The organism is Alloalcanivorax balearicus MACL04 (genome assembly GCF_025532145.1).
Taxonomy (GTDB): Bacteria; Pseudomonadota; Gammaproteobacteria; order Pseudomonadales; family Alcanivoracaceae; genus Alloalcanivorax; species Alloalcanivorax balearicus.
In genome coordinates this window covers 1-17,345 of sequence record NZ_ARXS01000006.1, presented here as the reverse complement: position 1 = coordinate 17,345, position 17,345 = coordinate 1, and the positions used below count along the sequence as shown (strand labels likewise).

Here is a 17,345-nt window from a genome sequence, read left to right as displayed (position 1 = left end):
GCTCACGAGCCGCGATGGGTCTCCCTCATTCCTTCCACACAAAACCCACATAAGAGTCTCATTCAGGCCCTCCATGCTCTCCCCGACCTAACCTGCGAGGGGAACCGACATGACCATTCGCCTGCTTGCCGCGCGGCCCGGTGCCGCGCTCCAAACCGCCCTGCCCTGGGCCTTGCTTTGTTTGACCACGTTGCTGTTGTCCGCCACCGCCCACGCCCTACCCCGGGATACCCCGGCGGAACCGGGCAGCGGCGTGTTCCTGATGTTCGATGACGATGGCCAGGAGGTGCCGGCAACCCTGCTCTCCACTGATGTGGACATCCAGGTCAGCGGACCGGTGGCCCAGGTCACCCTGGTGCAGTCGTTCCAAAACGAAGGCGCACTCTTCAGCGAGGGGCGTTATGTGTTTCCGCTGCCGGAGCAGGCGGCGGTCACCGGTATGACCCTGACGGTGGGCGAACGCCGTATCGTCGGTGAGATCCAGCCGAAACAGGAAGCCAAACGCCGCTACCAGCAAGCCAAGAGGGACGGCCATCGCGCCGGGCTGGTGGAGCAACGCCACAGCAACCTGTTTACCACTTCCGTGGCCAACATCGCTCCTGGCGAACGCGTCGAAGTCACCTTGCACTACAGCCAGACCGTGGATGTGCAGGGCAATGATTTCCGGCTACGGGTGCCGATGACGCTGACGCCCCGTTACCAGCCCGAGGGCGGCGAGAACCTGTCCGGCCCCTTCCATTCCCCGGATAGCGGCGCCGCCCCCAATATGGCCCGCCTGCGGGTGGAACTGGATGCCGGCCAGTCGATTCTGCCGCCGGACAGCGGCAGTCACGATCTGGACGTGGACGGCGCCCGCGGCCTCTATCAGATCCATCCCAGCGACGGCCTGGTACCCATGGATCGGGATTTCCTGCTGCACTGGCGCATCGCCAACGCCGAACAAAGTCGAGGCAGCCTGTTCGTGGAGAATGTGAATGGCGAACACTACGCGCTGGTGATGTTGACCCCGCCCTCGCGACCCGCCGCCACCCGCGCCCTGCCCCGGGAAACCCTGTTCATTATCGACACCTCCGGCTCCATGAGCGGAGCCTCCATTCGCCAGGCCCGCGCCAGTCTGCTGGAAGCGCTGGCGCATCTGCGCCCTGGCGACCGTTTCAATGTGATCGAATTCAACAGCGTCCATCGCGCCCTGTTCGAAGCCCCCATGCCCGCCGATGAGGCGCACCTGCAGCAGGCACGCCGTTTTGTCGCCGGCCTGGCAGCCAGCGGCGGCACCGAGATGATGCCCGCCCTGCACACCGCGCTGACCATGTCCACCGATGCCGAATACCTGCGCCAGGTGATGTTCATCACCGACGGCGCGGTGACCAATGAGGACGGCATTTTCAACCTGATTCATCGGCGCCTGGGTTCGGCCCGCCTGTTTACCGTCGGCATCGGCTCCAGCCCCAACAGTCATTTCATGCGGAAGGCGGCGCAGTTCGGCCGCGGCACCTTCACTTACATCGGCAACTTGCAGGAAGTGTCGAAAGCCATGAACGACCTGTTCGTGAAGCTGGAAAACCCGGTGATCCGCGATGTCCAGCTGACCCTGCCACCGGGCGTGGAGGCGGAAGTCTGGCCGCGCCGTATTCCTGACCTGTACGCCAGTGAGCCGCTGCTGCTGACACTGAAGCTGAATCGCGTCCCCGAGTACCTGACCTTGACCGGTCTCACACCCGCCCCATGGGAGCAGACCCTGCAACTGCCCGAGGGGCGGCAACACCCCGGCATCGCCCGCCTTTGGGCCCGCAACAAGATCGAGGCGCTGAACGACCGGCTGGCGCTGGGCGAACCGGAAGAAGTGATCCGTCCGCTGCTCACCGACGTGGCACTGGAGCATTCGTTGATGAGCCGCTACACCAGCTTCGTGGCGATCGAGCGCACTCCTTCCCGCCCGCTGGACGAGCCGTTGATCCGGGAGGACATCGCCAACACCCTTCCCGATGGTCTGGTGTGGCCCGCTACCGCCACCGGTGTGGACCGGCTGTGGCACCAGGCCGTGGTACTTGGCCTCACCGGTCTGCTGCTGATCCTGGTGTTCCGCCGGAGACGCCACCGTGGCTAGGAGCCAGCGTCTGCTGCTGGGGGCGGTCCTGGGCTTGCTGATACTGGTGGTCGCCAAGGCGTCCTGGATCGAAGCCAAGGCCTGGGTGGCCCAGGCGCTTATCGCCCGGGCCTGGGAGCGGACCCTGGTCGAAGGCGGTCACCATCCCCCCTGGCCCTGGGCGGACACCTGGCCGGTGGCACGGTTGACCGGCAACAGCGGCAAGGATCTGTATGTCCTGGAAAGCGCCAGCGGCCAGGCGCTGGCGTTCGGCCCCGGCCGGATGGCGACCGCCGGTGGCGGCTGGGTGGTGGCCGGACACCGGGACACACACTTCCGCTTTCTGGAGGGCTTGGAAAAGGACGACCGGTTGAGCTTGCAGAAGGCGGACGGGCGCTGGACCCGTTACCGGGTGACGGCCACCGAAGTGGCCGACAGCCGCCGGGACACCCTGCAACCACCGACGGACCCGCAAGCGCTGACGCTGGTGACCTGCTATCCCTTTGACGCCAGCGCAGCGGGAGGACCGCTGCGCTATGTGGTCAGTATGGAAACGCTGGTCAGTACGGAATCGGTGGTCAGCGTGGAAACCCTTAGCGGCCGAGGATATCCCGGGCGATGATTTCCTTCATGATCTCGCTGGTACCGCCGTAGATACGCTGAATGCGGGCGTCCACGTAGTCCCGGGAAATCGGATACTCCTTCATATAACCGTAACCGCCGAACAACTGCAGGCACTGGTCCGCCACCTTGCCCTGCAGTTCCGTGGTCATCAACTTGGCGATGGAGGCATTGGTGGTGCTCAGTTCACCGCGGCCGTACTGGTCGATGCACTGGCTGGTGAAGGCTTTGTTGACCTCGACCATGGCATGCAGGTTGGCAAGCACGAAACGGGTATTCTGGAATTTGGCCACCGACTGCCCGAACGCCTGACGTTCCTGAACGTACTCGATGGTCCGCTCCAGCATGCCCTCGCAAGCGGCCACCGCGCTCAGCGCCAGGATCAGGCGCTCACGAGGCAGTTCGTTCATCAGGTTAAAGAACCCGTTGCCCTCTCCACCCAGAATCTGGTCCGCGCCAACGCGTACGTCCTGGAAAAACAACTCCGAGGTATCCGCCGCGTGATGGCCCATCTTTTCCAGATTACGGCCACGAGAGAATCCCGCGGTGGTGGCGTCCACGGTAAACAGGGTCACGCCCTTGGCGCCGGCATTGGGATCGGTTTTGGTGGCCAGGACGATAACGTCGCTGTGCTGGCCATTGGTGATAAAAGTCTTCTGACCATTGATCACATAGTGGTCGCCGTCTTTTTCCGCGCGGGTTTTCATGCCTTGCAAATCGGAACCGGCACCGGGTTCGGTCATGCCAATGGAGCCCACTGCTTCCCCGGTCACCATCTTCGGCAGCCAGGCCTGTTTCTGCTCTTCAGTGCCCAGGTGCAGGATATAAGGGGCAACGATATCGGAGTGCACGGACAGGTTGGAGGCCAGAGCGCCGAACCCCAAACGGGAGGCTTCTTCCACGATCACCGCGGAAAGCCGGAAATCGGCGCCAAAGCCGCCGTAGGCCTCCGGCACGTCAACACACAGAAACCCGTTTTCACCTAACTGGTTCCACAATTCGCGGGGAAACTTCTCTTCTTTCTCCCACTGGTCATAGTGCGGCGCGACTTCCTTCTCGAGGAACTTGCGGACGTTATCGCGGAACAACTCAATTTCGTTTTGGTCAAGCATGACTCACCTGTTTTGTAACCTGGCCATCTGAAAACGGGGCCTTCCCAGCCCCGTAGCGGGTACCCGAACCACCCGGATACCGCAAAGGACATACCGGCTTGCCGGAAAGCGCTCTATTCTAAGGCGTGATCCTTCAGGATAACACTTGACGTAGCGTCAACCTGAAGCCTTGGCGGCAACCGCCGACGCGACATTTTTTACTTATCCTCTGCCTTCCCGGCGCGGCCCCGCCTCGTCCATTCCGCCGATTGTAACCCGGCACCGCTGGACAGCACCGTCACCGCCATGGATCATCTGCCGTTTCCCGAATCGGCAGGACGGAGCGTTCATGGCCAAACTGTTTCTGGTACGTCACGGCCAAGCGGCCTTCGGCGAAGACAATTACGATCAGCTTTCCAAGCTCGGACACCAGCAGGCACGCTGGCTTGGCGAGTATTTCCGTGAACGGGGCGTCACTTTCAAGCGGGCCCTGGCCGGCGAGTTGACGCGGCAACAGGACACCGCCAAAAGCCTGCTCGCCGCCACCGAAAACCCACCTACCCTGGAGTTCCATCCCGGCCTGGACGAATACGATGGTCACGCACTTTATGCCAGTCATACCGGCAGCGCCGACGTGGCCGGCCACCAAAAACGGGATGCCGTGGATTACTGGCGAACTTTCCGTGGGGCCTATCAAGGCTGGGTGGACGGCACCCTTATCGGAGAGCACGAGAGCTGGGACGATTTCGGTGGCCGCATTCAGCAGGCATTGAGCGCGCTGTGCACGGGTTTGTCCCGGGAAGACAATGTCCTGGCGGTCAGTTCCGGCGGCGTCATCGGCACCACCATCGCCGGTCTTTTACAGACCGCGCCGCGTTCCGCCATCGAATTGAACTTCCAGTTCCGCAACAGCGCGTTCTGCGAAATCATCGTCGGCCGTTCCGAATGGCGCCTTTCCACGTTCAACGCCCTGCCCCACCTTGACCGCCCGGATCGGCGTGACGCCATTACTTTTGTTTGACGGCTCAGCCCCTCCCGGCAAATCGTCGTAACAGACGATAACCGGTTATTGCTTTGTCGATAGGGTAAGGACGGCCAGACCCGCCTTTTATGGCGGGTTATTCACCTTTTTTGAGAGGTCGTCCATGCGTCTTTCGCTTGTCGTTCTGCGTCCGGTCTTAATAGGGGCTCTGCTCGCCGGCATGGCCAGCGCCCACGCCACTACCTTGCGTTATGCCACCGGTTACCCCCCGGGATCTCTGCCTGCCATGGCAGCGGAGAATTACGCCAAAGCGGTGGAAGAATATTCCGATGGTGATCTGAAGTTACGTGTCTTCGCGTTGTCTCTTCTCAATGCTTCGGAAACTTCCGACGGTGTCCGTGATGGTATCGCCGACGGCGGCTATTTGCTGACGGTGTACTTTCCCGCCATGTATCCGCATACCAATCTGGCAAACGAATCCTCCATGCAGCTGTTGCTGTTCGATGAAGAAGAATTGAATGGTAAAGGCACCTTGGCCTATGAAGGCGCCATGACGGAATTCACTTTCTTCAACTGCCCTGAATGCCTTGAAGAATACGAAAAGCAAAAACAGGTCTATACCGCCAACGCCGCCAGCTCGAGCTATGGTTTGCTGTGCAACAAACCGGTCACCAACCAGGAACAACTCAAAGGAAAACGTCTTCGGGTAGCCGGTTCTCACTGGTCCCGCTGGGCCCAACATTTCGGCGCCACCTCCATGTCGCTGACCATCAACGATACGCTCGAGGCACTGCATCAAGGCGTGATTGACTGCACCATCGCATCAGCACCAGAGCTGATTAATCTGGGACTGATCGAAGCGGTCAGCGATATCACCATGAGCGTGCCCGGCGGCGTCTATGCCGGTGCCAACGCCGGCAGTTTCAATATTGATGTCTGGCGCAAACTTAACGAAAAACAACGCCAGGCCATTCTGCGCGCCGGCGCCCGCTACACCGCCGAAACACCCTGGAGCTACCTGCAGCTTGAGAAAGAAGCACTGAAAAAGACCGAAGAAAAAGGCGCCACACTCCATCAGGCATCACCGGAGCTGATGGAAGCCAGCCGCGAATTCATTAAGCAGGATCTCAACACCATCATTGACTACTACGCAAAAAATCATGGCGTCGAACGCGGAGAGGAAATGCTCGACACCTTCCAGGATCTTCTCAAGAAATGGGTTGGCCTGGTACAGGATGTGGATAGCCTCGACGAATTGGAAACACTGTATTGGAACGAGGTTTTCTCCAAAGTGGACGTATCCAGCTACGGAATGAAATAACTCGATAAAACAGAAAAAGGTGACTGATTATGGCGATAACAAAAAGTGTCACCCGTGCTCTTCTTGTGGCAATGTTCCTGGTCGGTTTCGGCCAGGTCAGCGCCTCGGAAACGTTGAGACTAGCACTGGGCTACCCGCCGGGTTCAAAAGCCGACGAGGTCATGCAGAAGTACGCCGAAACGGTAAAAAAGTATACCGACGGCAGTCTGTCGGTGAAGGTGTATCCAATGTCATTGCTGAGCGCCGCGGAAATTTCCGACGGTGTGCGTGACGGCATCGCTGATATCGGCGTCATGTACACGGTGTACTTCCCGGCCATGTACCCTCATACCAATCTCCTCAACGAATCCGCCATGCAACTTCTGTTGCTGGATCCGGAAAAACTGAAAGGCAAGGCGGCCATGGCATTCGAAGGAGCCATGTCGGAGTTTACTCTGTTCCACTGCCCCGAATGCCTGGAGGAGTATGAGAAACAAAACCAGGTTTATACCGCCAATGCCACCAGCATCAGCTACGGCCTTCTCTGCACTTCTCCGGTAACCAATGAAAAGCAACTGAAAGGCAAACGAATCCGTGTCGCCGGCTCACACTGGTCGCGCTGGGCCAAGCACTTTGGCGCCACTCCGACGTCCCTGACCATCAACGAAACTCTGGAGGGGCTGAGCCAGGGCGTGATCGACTGCAGCATCACTTCCCCGGTGGAATTGATCAACCTCGGTCTTGCCGAAGTGGTAACCGATATGACCCTGGCCATTCCCGGCGGGCTCTATGCTGGCGCCAGCGCCGCCGGTTTCAACAAGAACGTGTGGCAAGGACTGACCGAAGGTCAACGCCACGCCATACTCCGCGCCGGAGCCTCCACCACCGCGCTGTCTCCCTGGAGCTCGCTGGAGCAGGTTCCACAAGCCTTGGAACTAGCGAAAAAGGAAGGCATTAAACAGCATGACCCCGACCCCGCACTGGTTAAGGCGACCCGCGAGTTCGTGGAACAGGATATGAACACCATCATCAACTATTACGCCAAAAACCACGGCGTAAAACGCGGCAAGGAAATGCTCGATTCCTTCCACGACGTTCTGGTCCGCTGGGTTGATCTGGTTCAAGACGTCGACGGCCCCGAGGAACTGGAAAAGCTGTATTGGGACGAGATCTTTTCGAAGGTGGATGTGGCGACCTATGGCATGAAGTAAGCCCATTGGCGGCATATAAAAAGCAGCAAAAGGCCGGCATCACAGCCGGCCTTTTTACTGAAAAATTACTATTTTTCCGGCCTCACACTCACCGAGGCTTTGAGGGAATTGGCCACGAAGCAGTTACGGTGGGCGCTTTCGTGGAGGCTGCTCAGCGTCGCCTCATCCACCTCCTCACCTTCAAAAACCACTTTCGGATGCAACACCACCTCGGTAATGGACATACGGCCGTCCGCATTTTTGTCCACCACCCCCTGGGGCCGGTCCACGTAACTGAGCACCCTTAGTTTTTTCTTGGCGGCGATGGAAAGAAAAGTAAGCATGTGGCAGCTGGACGTGGCGGCGATCACCGCTTCGTCCGGGTTCACCCGGCTATGGCAACCGTAGTAGTCCGGCGATGCCGATGCCTGAACCACCTCGCCACCGGCGAACGTCCATTCATGATCGCGAGGAAAAGTTTCATACTGGAAATCCGCGCCCGGCGGCAAATGCCAGGCAACACTGGCGGTGTACTCGGTCATGGCTATTTCTCCCTCTGGCCCTATGGACAAGCTCCAGTTTAACCATGCCCCCGGTCGCGGTTTCTGGCAAGTGATCGGGGTCAATACCAACCACGGAAACCTTATCTCATGCTCTCATCCTGTAACCCTTCGGCCACCGCCCGTGCCACCCGGCGGCTGTAGAGCAGGGCGCAATGGCCTAGGTAGGGCACATGCACGGTGCGCTCGGCGCCGTCCAGCAAGGCGCTGGAGGCCGGCAGAATAAAGTTGTCCATAGTGGAATAAATCACTTGGTAGCTTGCCCCGCCGGGGCAGGCTCCGCCTTCTTCCAGCTCCTTGATGAAAGGACTGTCATAGCGCATCTGGGCGGCGGCGCCACGGGGTGCGAACAGTGCCGAAATGCGTGAGCCGCGATGGGGACTGCCCAAGGTGATGACCCGATCCACCTTACCGGCCAACCCCAGATTTTTGAGCGCATAGCGGGCCAGGGGGCCGCCCATGGAATGGCATACCAGATCGGCTTTCTCCGCCCCGGTCAGGGCCAGGATGCGGTTTACATGATCCGCCACCTGTTGAGCCAGTTTGCGCGCGTTGATGTGGGGTGGGGTATAACTCACCGAATACACATTGGCCCAGCCGCGACGGCGCAACCACCATTGCAGCCAGAGAAAATTGGTGCTGTTGCCACCGTACCCATGGACCAGAATGATCGGTTTCCGTCCCTGCTGGCGGGAGCGCTGCGGCGACGCGTCCTGGACCAGCCGCAATGGATAGCTGAGCACCAGCACCGTCAGACTGATGGCCTCCCGCGCCACCGCCAGCAAAGCGGGCAGGGGACGCAATGCTGTTTCCCGGTCCGCTGGCGTGGGGGAGGGGAAGGCGCGCCGGTCATAGTACCAAAGCAGATAGAACACCAGGGTCAGGGCGCCGGGGATAAGCATCAACACCAGCAACAAACAGGAAATCCAGAACATACGGGCCTTCTCCTTTCGTTACCGGCACCCTCGCACCGGATTCATTCCGGCAAACTACGCGCCCCCGGCGCCCGGCTCAACGCGGCACTGGCACCAGCGTACCGCCGACGGTCATTGACATGACCGCGGCGGGGATGTCATGGCAAACTGGCTGACCTTTTCGGGAAGAGCACGAACGAGAACAATATGAGCGACACCGTCATAGTCAACGAAGTGGGCCTGCGTGATGGCCTGCAAAATCAGCCCGTCACCGTGGATACCGACACCAAGGCGCGCCTGGCGCGCCTGCTGGTGGACGCCGGGGTCCGTTATCTTGAGCCGGTCAGCTTCGTCAGCCCGAAAGCGATCCCGCAGATGGCCGACGCCGCCGCGCTGACGCCCCGGTTGCCGGCCGACGAGGGGCTGCACTACACCGCCCTGGTACCCAACCTGAAGGGCTACCAATTGGCCCGGGATGCCGGTTACCGCACCGTGGCACTGGTACTGTCCACCACCGACACCTTCAACCAGCGCAACCTGAACATGAGCCTGGAGCAGGCCGCCGCCAGCTGCGAGAACATCATCGCCGCCGCCCGTGAAGACGGCGTGGCCACCCGGACCTACATTTCCGGCGCTTTCGCTTGCCCTTACGACGGCCCGGTGCCTGTCAGTCTGCCGCAACAGCTGACCGAGCGCATGTTCGCCGCCGGCAGTGATGAAGTCGCCATCGCCGACACCATCGGCGCCGGCAACCCAAAACAAATGAAGGACATCATGACGCCGCTGATCCGCGCATTCGGTGCCGAAAAGTTCTTTGTCCATCTGCACGACACCCGCGGCTTGGCGGCGGCCATGGCCTGGGAAGCAGCGGACCTGGGCGTGCGCCGCTTCGACGCCTCGGTGGGCGGCCTCGGCGGCTGTCCGTTCGCCCCGGGCGCCACCGGCAACATGGCCACCGAGGATCTGGTTTACCTGCTGGAGAGCTGCGGGCTGAAAACCGGCGTCGACATCCAGGGCTTGCGTGAAGTGGTGGCACTGGCAGCGGAGGCGACCCAGCGGCCGCTGGGCGGACGAATTCTGGAGTGGATGGCCTCCCAGGAAAAGCGCGGCAAAACCCCCTGCCTTTGGTGATCTTCCGGAATAATGAGGCCAATATCCGCAAATTTCATTGAAAATGCGGCTATCGGCCTCAAAAGGAACCCAAGCCCACTAATGAAGCTGGAACAGAATCTTCAGCAGTTGCACCCCCAACAATACGATCAGCGGGCTTAAATCCAGGCCTCCCATATCCGGCAGCAAGCGGCGGGCCGGCGCCATGATCGGCTCGGTGATCTGTACGATCACCCGCACCATCGGGTTGTACGGGTCCGGCGCGATCCAGCTCAGAATCACCCGGATCAGCACCATCCAGAACACGTAGTTAAGAATCAGCGACGCCAGTTCACGCAGGGTGTAGAGCAATAGCTGGGGTCCCAGGCCAGCAGGCAGGGAGCCGTAATGGATGGCGCTGAGCACCAATACCTTGGCGATGATCAGAATCACCACCAACACCAGCGAGGCGATGTCCAGACCGCGCCAACTCGGGATGATCCGACGCAGCGGCGCCAGCAGGGGGTTGGTGGCACGCAGTACGAACTGGGAAATCGGGTTGTAGAAGTCGGCCCGGGCCAGTTGCAGTACAAAACGGGTCAGAACGATGAAGATGTAAATGCTGAACGCCACATTGATCAGGAAGATCGCGGCACCCTGGGGGTTCATAGGCTCTCCGGCGGTGTCATTTGGCGAAAGAGTATTGGGGCAAATCGGCGTGAATTCAAACCGGATCGGTGGGGGACGTGATTGGAATGAGCCGGCACCCTGGGATCGGGGGTGTCTCGTCGTTGCAGGAAATTTCCACGGAGGAATCTACACAAGGCCGCTGTAGGAGCTTGCCTGCAAGCGAATAGGCTTTCGGGTCACAAGAGATTCGCTTGCGGGCAAGCTCCTACAGCGGCTTCGTAGCTACCCCAGCGTTCAACCTCCGGGGCCCACAACAGGCTTTGGACCGCCATCCATGGCGCGGCGCCGTGCCGGTCGGAAAGCCCGGCCTGGCCATCCATGGCCAGTCGTAAATCACGCTGCGAAGCATGCTTCGGTGGAGGATCCTACACAGGCCGTGCCCGCCATCCATGGCGTGGCGCCGTGCCAGTCGGGGAGCCCGGCCTGGCCATCCATGGCCAGTCGTAAACCGAGCTGCGAAGCATGCTTCGGTCTCGGTTTACCCAGCCAGCTCTTCGGAGCGTTCGCGGGCGGCGGCGACGGCCGCCTGGACGTGCTCGCGGAAGCCGGCTTCCTCGAAGACTTCCAGGGCGGCGGCGGTGGTGCCGCCGGGGCTGGTGACGCGCTGGCGCAGCACATCAGGGCCCGCCTCGCTGGTGATCGCCAGTTGCGCGGCGCCCCAGGCGGTCTGCAGTACCAATTGGCGGGCAGTGGCGGCGTCCAGGCCCTGGGCCTTGGCGGCGTCAATCAGCGCTTCCATCAGCAGGAAGAAATAGGCCGGGCCGGAGCCGGAAACAGCGGTCACCGCATCCAGCGACTGCTCGTTATCGAACCAGAACGTCAGACCCACCGCCCCCAATACCTGGGCGGCCAGGGCTTTCTGGCTGTCATCCACGCCTTCGGCGGCGTACAGACCGGTGGCGCCGGCCTGCACCAGCGCCGGCGTATTCGGCATGCAGCGCACGATGGGAACCTCCTCACCGAGCCAGTCACGCAGGTTGGCCACCGTGACACCGGCGGCGATGGAAATCACCAGCGGCCGCCGTTCCTCCACCACGGAACGCAAATCAGCGCATACCGATGCCATCATCTGCGGCTTCACCGACAGCACCAGGGCATCCACCCGCTGGGCCACTTCCAGGTTATCCGTGGCCACGTGGACGCGGTGCTGCTGGGACACTTCGTCGAGGCGATCCCGGGAGGGGTCGCTCATCCAAATACGGGCGGGGCGAATGCCCTTGGCGATCATGCCTCCGGCCAGGCTGGTGGCCATGTTGCCGGCGCCGATGAATCCGATTAGCTGTTGTGCCATGCGTTCCTTCCCATGTTCAGGTCCCGCCGTGGTCATACCGCGGGATTACTCGCCTTGGGCAGGCGCGGACCGAACAGGGCGGTGCCCAGGCGCACGATGGTGGCGCCTTCATCGATCGCCACCGGATAGTCCGCGCTCATGCCCATGGAAAGCGTATCAAGGGCCGGCATTGTATTGCGCAATTGTGACAGTGTCATGGCGAGTCGACGAAAGGCGTCCCGGCCGCCATCGGCGGCGTCCGCCCGGGGAATCGCCATCAGCCCGCGCAAACGCAGGCGCGGCCATTGCTGGAAGCGGGCGGCGAGGGCAGGGACGTCCGCCAGCGCCACACCGCTTTTGCTGTCTTCCGCATCCACATTCACCTGAATGCAAACATTCAGTGGTGCCAGCCCTTCGGGACGCTGAGCGTTCAGGCGCTCGGCGATCCTGGCCCGGTCCACGGAGTGCACCCAGTGGAAATGGGCGGCGATGTCCCGGGTCTTGTTGGACTGGATCGGGCCGATGAAATGCCAGGTCAGGTCCCGATCCGCCAGTGCCCGGATCTTGTCCAGCGCTTCCTGCAGATAATTCTCGCCAAAGTCGTACTGGCCCTGATCCGCCAGCGCGGCCACGTCCCTGGCCGATCGCGTCTTGCTGACCGCCAGCAGAGTCACCTGCGCGGGATCCCTCCCGGATCGGCGACAAGCGTCGTCAATTCGTGCGCGAATCGAGGTATATGGTGTTTCACTGTGCTTCATGATTGAACGGTGGGCATCCAGGGGTTAGTTTATGGCTGATACTTTTTACTGAGTGTTCCGGTCATCGGGTTTTCGGGGGTCGGCCGGAACGAATCACACAACACTATATAAGCAACCCATGGATATCACCGAATTGCTCGCCTTCAGCGCCAAGAACGGCGCTTCGGATCTGCACCTGTCCGCCGGTCTGCCGCCGATGATTCGCGTGGACGGCGACGTGCGCCGCATCAATCTGCCGCCCATGGAGCACAAGGAAGTGCACTCGCTGATCTACGAGATCATGAACGACAAGCAGCGCAAGGACTACGAGGAGTTCCTGGAAACCGACTTCTCCTTCGATGTGCCCAGCGTGGCCCGTTTCCGGGTCAACGCCTTCAATCAGAACCGGGGCGCCGGCGCCGTCTTCCGGACCATTCCCTCCAAGGTGCTGAGCATGGAGGAACTGGGCATGGGCAAGGTGTTCCAGAACATCGCCTCGCTGCCGCGCGGCATCGTGTTGGTCACCGGCCCCACCGGTTCCGGTAAATCCACCACGCTGGCGGCGATGATGGACTACATCAATAACACCCGCTACGAACACATCCTCACCATCGAGGACCCGATTGAATTCGTCCATGAATCGAAGAAATGTCTGGTCAACCAGAGGGAAGTGCACCGGGACACCCATGGTTTCGCCGAAGCTCTGCGCTCGGCACTGCGGGAGGATCCGGACATCATCCTGGTGGGGGAGATGCGGGACCTGGAGACCATTCGCCTGGCGCTGACCGCCGCCGAAACCGGTCACCTGGTGTTCGGCACCCTGCACACCACCAGCGCCGCCAAGACCATCGACCGGGTGGTGGACGTGTTCCCCGCCGAGGAGAAGGCCATGGTCCGCTCCATGCTCTCCGAGTCGCTGCAGGCGGTGGTGTCGCAAACGCTGATGAAGAAAAACGGCGGCGGCCGGGTGGCCGCCCACGAAATCATGATCGGCACCCCGGCGATTCGAAACCTGATTCGCGAGGACAAGGTGGCGCAGATGTATTCGGCGATCCAGACCGGCGCCTCGGTGGGCATGCAGACCCTGGATCAATGCCTGCAAGGACTGGTGCAGCGGGGGCTGGTATCCCGCGAAGTGGCCCGGGAAAAAGCCAAGTCCCCGGACTCAATCTGAACGCAGCGGTGAGCGCCCATGGAATTCGAAGACCTGCTCAAACTGATGGTGCAAAAAGGCGGCTCGGACCTGTTCATCACCGCCGGTGTCCCGCCAAGTATGAAAGTCCACGGCAAGGTGGTGCCGGTTACCCGTAACGCCCTGACCCCGGACATGACCCGGGACCTGGTGTTCGGTGTGATGTCGGAAAAACAGCGCAAGGAGTTCGTCGACCAGCACGAATGCAACTTCGCGCTGTCCTCGCGGGGCATCGGCCGCTTCCGCGTTTCCGCCTTCTATCAGCGGAACCTGGTGGGCATGGTGTTGCGGCGCATCGAGACCAAAATTCCCGATGTGGACGAGCTGCGGCTGCCGCCGATCATCAAGGACCTGGCGATGACCAAGCGCGGCCTGGTGATTTTCGTCGGCGCCACCGGCACCGGGAAATCCACATCGCTGGCGTCGATGATCGGCCACCGTAATCGCAATTCCAAAGGCCACATCATCTCCATTGAGGATCCGATCGAATTCATCCACCAGCACCAGGGCTGCATTGTTACACAACGGGAAGTGGGGCTGGATACGGACAGTTTCGAGATCGCTCTCAAGAACACCCTGCGACAGGCGCCGGATGTGATTCTGATCGGTGAGATCCGCAGCCGCGAGGTGATGGATTACGCCATCGCTTTCGCCGAAACCGGCCATCTGTGCCTGGCCACCCTGCATGCCAACAACGCCAACCAGGCGCTGGACCGGATCATTCACTTTTTCCCGGCCGACCGTCACCGGCAGTTATGGATGGACCTCTCCCTGAACCTGCGCGGCATCATCGCCCAACAACTGATCCCGACTCCGGACGGCAAGGGCCGCCGCGCCGCCATCGAAGTGCTGCTGAACACGCCACTGGTGGCGGACCATATCCGTAAAGGCGAAGTGCATTTGCTCAAGGCGCTGATGGGCAAATCCCGGGAGCAGGGCATGCAGACTTTCGATCAGGCCCTCTATGATCTTTATGACGCCGGTGAAATCACTTACGAGGACGCGATTGCCCACGCCGACTCCCCCAACGATCTGCGTCTGATGATCAAGCTCGCCAACGAAACCGACGCCTCCAGCCTGGACCACGCCACCCGTGGCCTGAGCATCGAGGACTCGGACTGATTTTTCCTGCCTCGGCGGTCTCGAAGACCGCCTTTTTTTGGTTCCTCCCGGTTTAGAGGGAAACGATATGACTCTCCATCGGGGACGCTGATCGGCGTTACGCCTTTACGGGAACGCCGTGAATACATCCATGTAAGCTCCCTGTCGAACATCCCTGTTCGACAGGGTCCCGCAAAGGCGTAACGCCGATCAGCTTCGAGGTAGCCAGCAGGCATGAGTGTCCTTCCAGCCGCTCCCAGAAAACCACGATGGGCTGTGGGTAACGCGCCCCCCTTTCCAAAAAGGTTCGTCGTTGTTCGGGCCCGGAACATTGCGGTTCACTCGAAGCGGGTCTGTACGGAGGCCTTCCGGGACCCTGTTTGACACGCACGTCAAACCGGGAGCTTACAGGGACGTATTCACGGCGATCCCGGAAGGCCTCCGTACAGACCCGAGCCCCCGATGAAGGCACTCAGTCCCGTTATTCCGTGATGAATCTTTCTTTTTATTGACATCAGTCACGTGACACGATGCAAATAATTTTAACCTTCACCGACAAACGAACCCGGGGACATTGTTAACGCAGTCGCCAGGAACAACACGCCATACGCATCAACGAATCAGGGGAGGTCTCATGACGCCGGAAAGCTTGTCGGGCCTGGAACGCCGTCCCACCCATCCTGGCGAGATGCTGCGCGAGGATTTCATGTCCGATTACCAGCTCACCGTGACCCGCCTAGCCACGGCGGTGGGCGTGTCCCGTCAGTCCATCAATGAGCTGCTGCGGGAACGGCGCGCGCTGAGCCCGGAAATGGCGCTGCGACTGGCGCGCCTGTTCGGTAACTCACCGGAGTTCTGGCTCAACGCCCAGCGCGCGGTGGATTTATGGGATGCGGCCAAAGCCATTGGCAAAGAGCTCGCGCGGATCAAGCCATTGAGTGCGGCCTGATTCGCCACGAGAGCAGACGCCATGAGCGGCGGGCTATAAAGAGTAATCGGGATAGGGGGGAGCCTTGTGGCTCCGCCCCTCCCACACCACCCGGCATGCGGGTCCGCACCGGGCGGTTCGAGACGTTGAGGTCAGCAGATCAGGACAGACGCGGCACGCCCAACCGGTCGAAGTAAGCGATCGTCAGCACGTTGTGGATGGCCGAGCAGCTGTTGTGCCACCAGCGACGACTCAACGCCGCCACCGAGCGCGCTACCGAGGGACTGGCGCCAAGGCGCAGTAGCTCCCGGTAGATCGTTTTGCCTCGTCGCCACTGCTTCAGGTGGAGCACCCGTAACCGACGCCGTATCCACTCATCCAGACCTCGCCAGACTCGCGGGGTTTGCGCCAGACCGTAGTAGCCCTTCCACCCCAGCAGGTAGCTTCGCAGCTTCTCCACTACTTGCTCGATGCTGCGCCCGCCGTTGCCACGAGTCAGTTGCCTGACCCGTTGCTTGAACGTTTGCAACGCTTTGCCCGACACGCCACGGCATACCTTACCATGTCGGTTCCGCCACAAGGCATAGCCAAGGAAGCGGCGACCGAACACGCTCGACACCGCGCTCTTCGATTCGTTGATCTTCAAGCGCAGTTTGCCGTAACAGCGCCGCAACAGCGCCATCACCCGTTCACCCGCTTTCCAACTGCGCACGTAGACGTTGCAGTCATCGGCGTACCGAGCGAAGCGATGACCACGGCGTTCCAGTTCCCGGTCCGCATCGTCCAACAGCACATTCGCCAGCAGCGGCGACAACGGGCCGCCTTGCGGCGTCCCCTCGTGCCGCTCGATCACCACACCCCCATCCATGATCCCCGCGTTCAGGTACGCGCGAACCAGCCGGATCACTCCGGCATCGTTCACACGCTTCCTTAGGCGATCAATCAGGATATCGTGGTTCACCCGGTCGAAGAACTTCGACAGGTCAACGTCCACCACGATGCAGTAACCTTGCTGAGCATAACGTTGCGCCGCAAGCACCGCCCCTCGGGCCCGGCGTCCGGGGCGGAACCCGTAGCTATGCTCGCTGAAGGTAGGATCGATCAGCGGTTGCAGCACTTGCAGCAGCGCTTGCTGGATCAGACGGTCCGTCACGGTGGGGATACCCAACTCACGTTCGCTGCCGTCCGGCTTCGGGATGCCCACGCGCCGTACCGGTTGCGGTCGGTACCGACCCCTCAGCAGTTGTTGCCGGATGCCCGGCCACGTCTGCTTCAGGGCCTCTCCGGTCTCGGCAATGCCCAGACCATCCACACCCGCGGCCCCCTTGTTCGCCTTCACGCGCTTCCAGGCACGCTCCATGTTCTCCCTAGCGAGTACCTGCCCGAGCAGGTCTCGCCCTGCGTCCTCCGTATCCTGTCGCGGGAGACCGGTTTCATCGCGGATCGTCTGGGACAAAGCTTCACCTCGCCCTTCCACGACCCGCTCCGCTGACGCGGACATCTGATGCCTTACCGCTCTCATCGACACGTCTTTGGACACTCCGTCTCGTTCAGCCCTTCGTCTGTAGTGGTCAAGTGATCTTGGACAGTTTCC

The 17,345-nt window shown here is 61.0% G+C and carries 16 protein-coding genes; 9 read left to right on the top strand and 7 right to left on the bottom strand.

The features are described 5' to 3' along the window. Positions 1–109: 109 nt before the first annotated feature. Both MA04_RS06855 and MA04_RS06850 read left to right on the top strand, forming a co-directional pair. On the top strand, positions 110–2,107 hold the full coding sequence (locus MA04_RS06855; protein ID WP_262459889.1) for a VIT domain-containing protein: 1,998 nt from the start codon (positions 110–112) through the stop codon (positions 2,105–2,107). Then, complete coding sequence (locus tag MA04_RS06850; protein ID WP_262459888.1) at positions 2,100–2,708, top strand: class GN sortase; 609 nt, start codon at positions 2,100–2,102, stop codon at positions 2,706–2,708. Before MA04_RS06855 ends, MA04_RS06850 begins: the two co-directional genes overlap by 8 nt. On the opposite strand, the gene MA04_RS06845 is transcribed toward MA04_RS06850, so the two are convergent. Next, positions 2,680–3,819: an acyl-CoA dehydrogenase family protein gene (locus tag MA04_RS06845; protein ID WP_163124606.1), complete on the bottom strand. Its 1,140-nt coding sequence runs from the start codon at positions 3,817–3,819 to the stop codon at positions 2,680–2,682. The two genes, MA04_RS06850 and MA04_RS06845, sit on opposite strands and share 29 nt — an antisense overlap. Positions 3,820–4,147: 328 nt before the next feature. On the opposite strand from MA04_RS06845, the gene MA04_RS06840 reads away from it, so the two are divergent. The 3 genes from MA04_RS06840 (at position 4,148) to MA04_RS06830 (ending at position 7,291) form a co-directional block, all read left to right on the top strand. Beyond that, positions 4,148–4,819 (top strand): histidine phosphatase family protein, encoded by a 672-nt coding sequence (locus MA04_RS06840; RefSeq protein WP_163124612.1) that lies wholly within the window; start codon positions 4,148–4,150, stop codon positions 4,817–4,819. Between the two features lie 124 nt (positions 4,820–4,943). Beyond that, positions 4,944–6,101: a C4-dicarboxylate TRAP transporter substrate-binding protein gene (locus MA04_RS06835; RefSeq protein WP_262459887.1), complete on the top strand. Its 1,158-nt coding sequence runs from the start codon at positions 4,944–4,946 to the stop codon at positions 6,099–6,101. Positions 6,102–6,130: 29 nt separating this feature from the next. Further along, positions 6,131–7,291, top strand: coding sequence for a C4-dicarboxylate TRAP transporter substrate-binding protein (locus MA04_RS06830; RefSeq protein WP_163124614.1), 1,161 nt, complete (start codon positions 6,131–6,133; stop codon positions 7,289–7,291). A gap of 68 nt (positions 7,292–7,359) precedes the next feature. On the opposite strand, the gene MA04_RS06825 is transcribed toward MA04_RS06830, so the two are convergent. Further along, positions 7,360–7,812: an OsmC family protein gene (locus tag MA04_RS06825; RefSeq protein WP_163124617.1), complete on the bottom strand. Its 453-nt coding sequence runs from the start codon at positions 7,810–7,812 to the stop codon at positions 7,360–7,362. A 101-nt stretch (positions 7,813–7,913) separates the two neighbouring features. Further along, on the bottom strand, positions 7,914–8,765 hold the full coding sequence (locus tag MA04_RS06820) for an esterase/lipase family protein (RefSeq protein WP_163124620.1): 852 nt from the start codon (positions 8,763–8,765) through the stop codon (positions 7,914–7,916). A gap of 186 nt (positions 8,766–8,951) precedes the next feature. Here MA04_RS06820 and MA04_RS06815 point away from each other — a divergent pair, with 186 nt between their 5' ends. Continuing rightward, complete coding sequence (locus MA04_RS06815; protein ID WP_163124623.1) at positions 8,952–9,875, top strand: hydroxymethylglutaryl-CoA lyase; 924 nt, start codon at positions 8,952–8,954, stop codon at positions 9,873–9,875. A gap of 78 nt (positions 9,876–9,953) precedes the next feature. Here the strand turns inward: MA04_RS06815 and MA04_RS06810 are convergent, their stop codons facing one another. From MA04_RS06810 to MA04_RS06800, 3 genes are all read right to left on the bottom strand, one after another. Beyond that, positions 9,954–10,502, bottom strand: coding sequence for a YggT family protein (locus tag MA04_RS06810; RefSeq protein WP_163124626.1), 549 nt, complete (start codon positions 10,500–10,502; stop codon positions 9,954–9,956). Positions 10,503–11,001: 499 nt separating this feature from the next. Further along, positions 11,002–11,814 carry a pyrroline-5-carboxylate reductase gene (gene proC / locus MA04_RS06805; protein ID WP_163124629.1) on the bottom strand — a complete coding sequence of 271 codons (813 nt, stop codon included), beginning with the start codon at positions 11,812–11,814 and terminating at the stop codon, positions 11,002–11,004. 32 nt (positions 11,815–11,846) lie between these two features. Further along, complete coding sequence (locus MA04_RS06800; RefSeq protein ID WP_080530121.1) at positions 11,847–12,551, bottom strand: YggS family pyridoxal phosphate-dependent enzyme; 705 nt, start codon at positions 12,549–12,551, stop codon at positions 11,847–11,849. Positions 12,552–12,669: 118 nt separating this feature from the next. Here MA04_RS06800 and MA04_RS06795 point away from each other — a divergent pair, with 118 nt between their 5' ends. The 3 genes from MA04_RS06795 to MA04_RS06785 all read left to right on the top strand — a co-directional run bounded on the left by MA04_RS06795 (position 12,670) and on the right by MA04_RS06785 (position 15,772). Further along, on the top strand, positions 12,670–13,704 hold the full coding sequence (locus MA04_RS06795; protein WP_014992459.1) for a type IV pilus twitching motility protein PilT: 1,035 nt from the start codon (positions 12,670–12,672) through the stop codon (positions 13,702–13,704). A gap of 18 nt (positions 13,705–13,722) precedes the next feature. Beyond that, positions 13,723–14,844: a PilT/PilU family type 4a pilus ATPase gene (locus MA04_RS06790; protein WP_014992458.1), complete on the top strand. Its 1,122-nt coding sequence runs from the start codon at positions 13,723–13,725 to the stop codon at positions 14,842–14,844. A gap of 613 nt (positions 14,845–15,457) precedes the next feature. Beyond that, complete coding sequence (locus tag MA04_RS06785) at positions 15,458–15,772, top strand: HigA family addiction module antitoxin (protein WP_262459886.1); 315 nt, start codon at positions 15,458–15,460, stop codon at positions 15,770–15,772. Positions 15,773–15,911: 139 nt separating this feature from the next. Here MA04_RS06785 and ltrA read toward each other — a convergent pair whose 3' ends face one another. Then, positions 15,912–17,252: a group II intron reverse transcriptase/maturase gene (gene ltrA, locus MA04_RS06780; RefSeq protein ID WP_262459885.1), complete on the bottom strand. Its 1,341-nt coding sequence runs from the start codon at positions 17,250–17,252 to the stop codon at positions 15,912–15,914. Positions 17,253–17,345: the final 93 nt, after the last annotated feature.

What these genes read in the sequence shown, in the direction of transcription:
- MA04_RS06835 (WP_262459887.1), top strand. Translation starts at nt 4,944, where the DNA reads ATGCGTCTTTCGCTTGTCGTTCTGCGTCCGGTCTTAATAGGGGCTCTG.
- ltrA (WP_262459885.1), bottom strand. Translation starts at nt 17,252, where the DNA reads ATGTCCGCGTCAGCGGAGCGGGTCGTGGAAGGGCGAGGTGAAGCTTTG.
- MA04_RS06815 (WP_163124623.1), top strand. Translation starts at nt 8,952, where the DNA reads ATGAGCGACACCGTCATAGTCAACGAAGTGGGCCTGCGTGATGGCCTG.
- MA04_RS06795 (WP_014992459.1), top strand. Translation starts at nt 12,670, where the DNA reads ATGGATATCACCGAATTGCTCGCCTTCAGCGCCAAGAACGGCGCTTCG.
- MA04_RS06790 (WP_014992458.1), top strand. Translation starts at nt 13,723, where the DNA reads ATGGAATTCGAAGACCTGCTCAAACTGATGGTGCAAAAAGGCGGCTCG.
- MA04_RS06830 (WP_163124614.1), top strand. Translation starts at nt 6,131, where the DNA reads ATGGCGATAACAAAAAGTGTCACCCGTGCTCTTCTTGTGGCAATGTTC.
- proC (WP_163124629.1), bottom strand. Translation starts at nt 11,814, where the DNA reads ATGGCACAACAGCTAATCGGATTCATCGGCGCCGGCAACATGGCCACC.
- MA04_RS06855 (WP_262459889.1), top strand. Translation starts at nt 110, where the DNA reads ATGACCATTCGCCTGCTTGCCGCGCGGCCCGGTGCCGCGCTCCAAACC.
- MA04_RS06845 (WP_163124606.1), bottom strand. Translation starts at nt 3,819, where the DNA reads ATGCTTGACCAAAACGAAATTGAGTTGTTCCGCGATAACGTCCGCAAG.
- MA04_RS06810 (WP_163124626.1), bottom strand. Translation starts at nt 10,502, where the DNA reads ATGAACCCCCAGGGTGCCGCGATCTTCCTGATCAATGTGGCGTTCAGC.
- MA04_RS06840 (WP_163124612.1), top strand. Translation starts at nt 4,148, where the DNA reads ATGGCCAAACTGTTTCTGGTACGTCACGGCCAAGCGGCCTTCGGCGAA.
- MA04_RS06800 (WP_080530121.1), bottom strand. Translation starts at nt 12,551, where the DNA reads ATGAAGCACAGTGAAACACCATATACCTCGATTCGCGCACGAATTGAC.
- MA04_RS06825 (WP_163124617.1), bottom strand. Translation starts at nt 7,812, where the DNA reads ATGACCGAGTACACCGCCAGTGTTGCCTGGCATTTGCCGCCGGGCGCG.
- MA04_RS06820 (WP_163124620.1), bottom strand. Translation starts at nt 8,765, where the DNA reads ATGTTCTGGATTTCCTGTTTGTTGCTGGTGTTGATGCTTATCCCCGGC.
- MA04_RS06785 (WP_262459886.1), top strand. Translation starts at nt 15,458, where the DNA reads ATGACGCCGGAAAGCTTGTCGGGCCTGGAACGCCGTCCCACCCATCCT.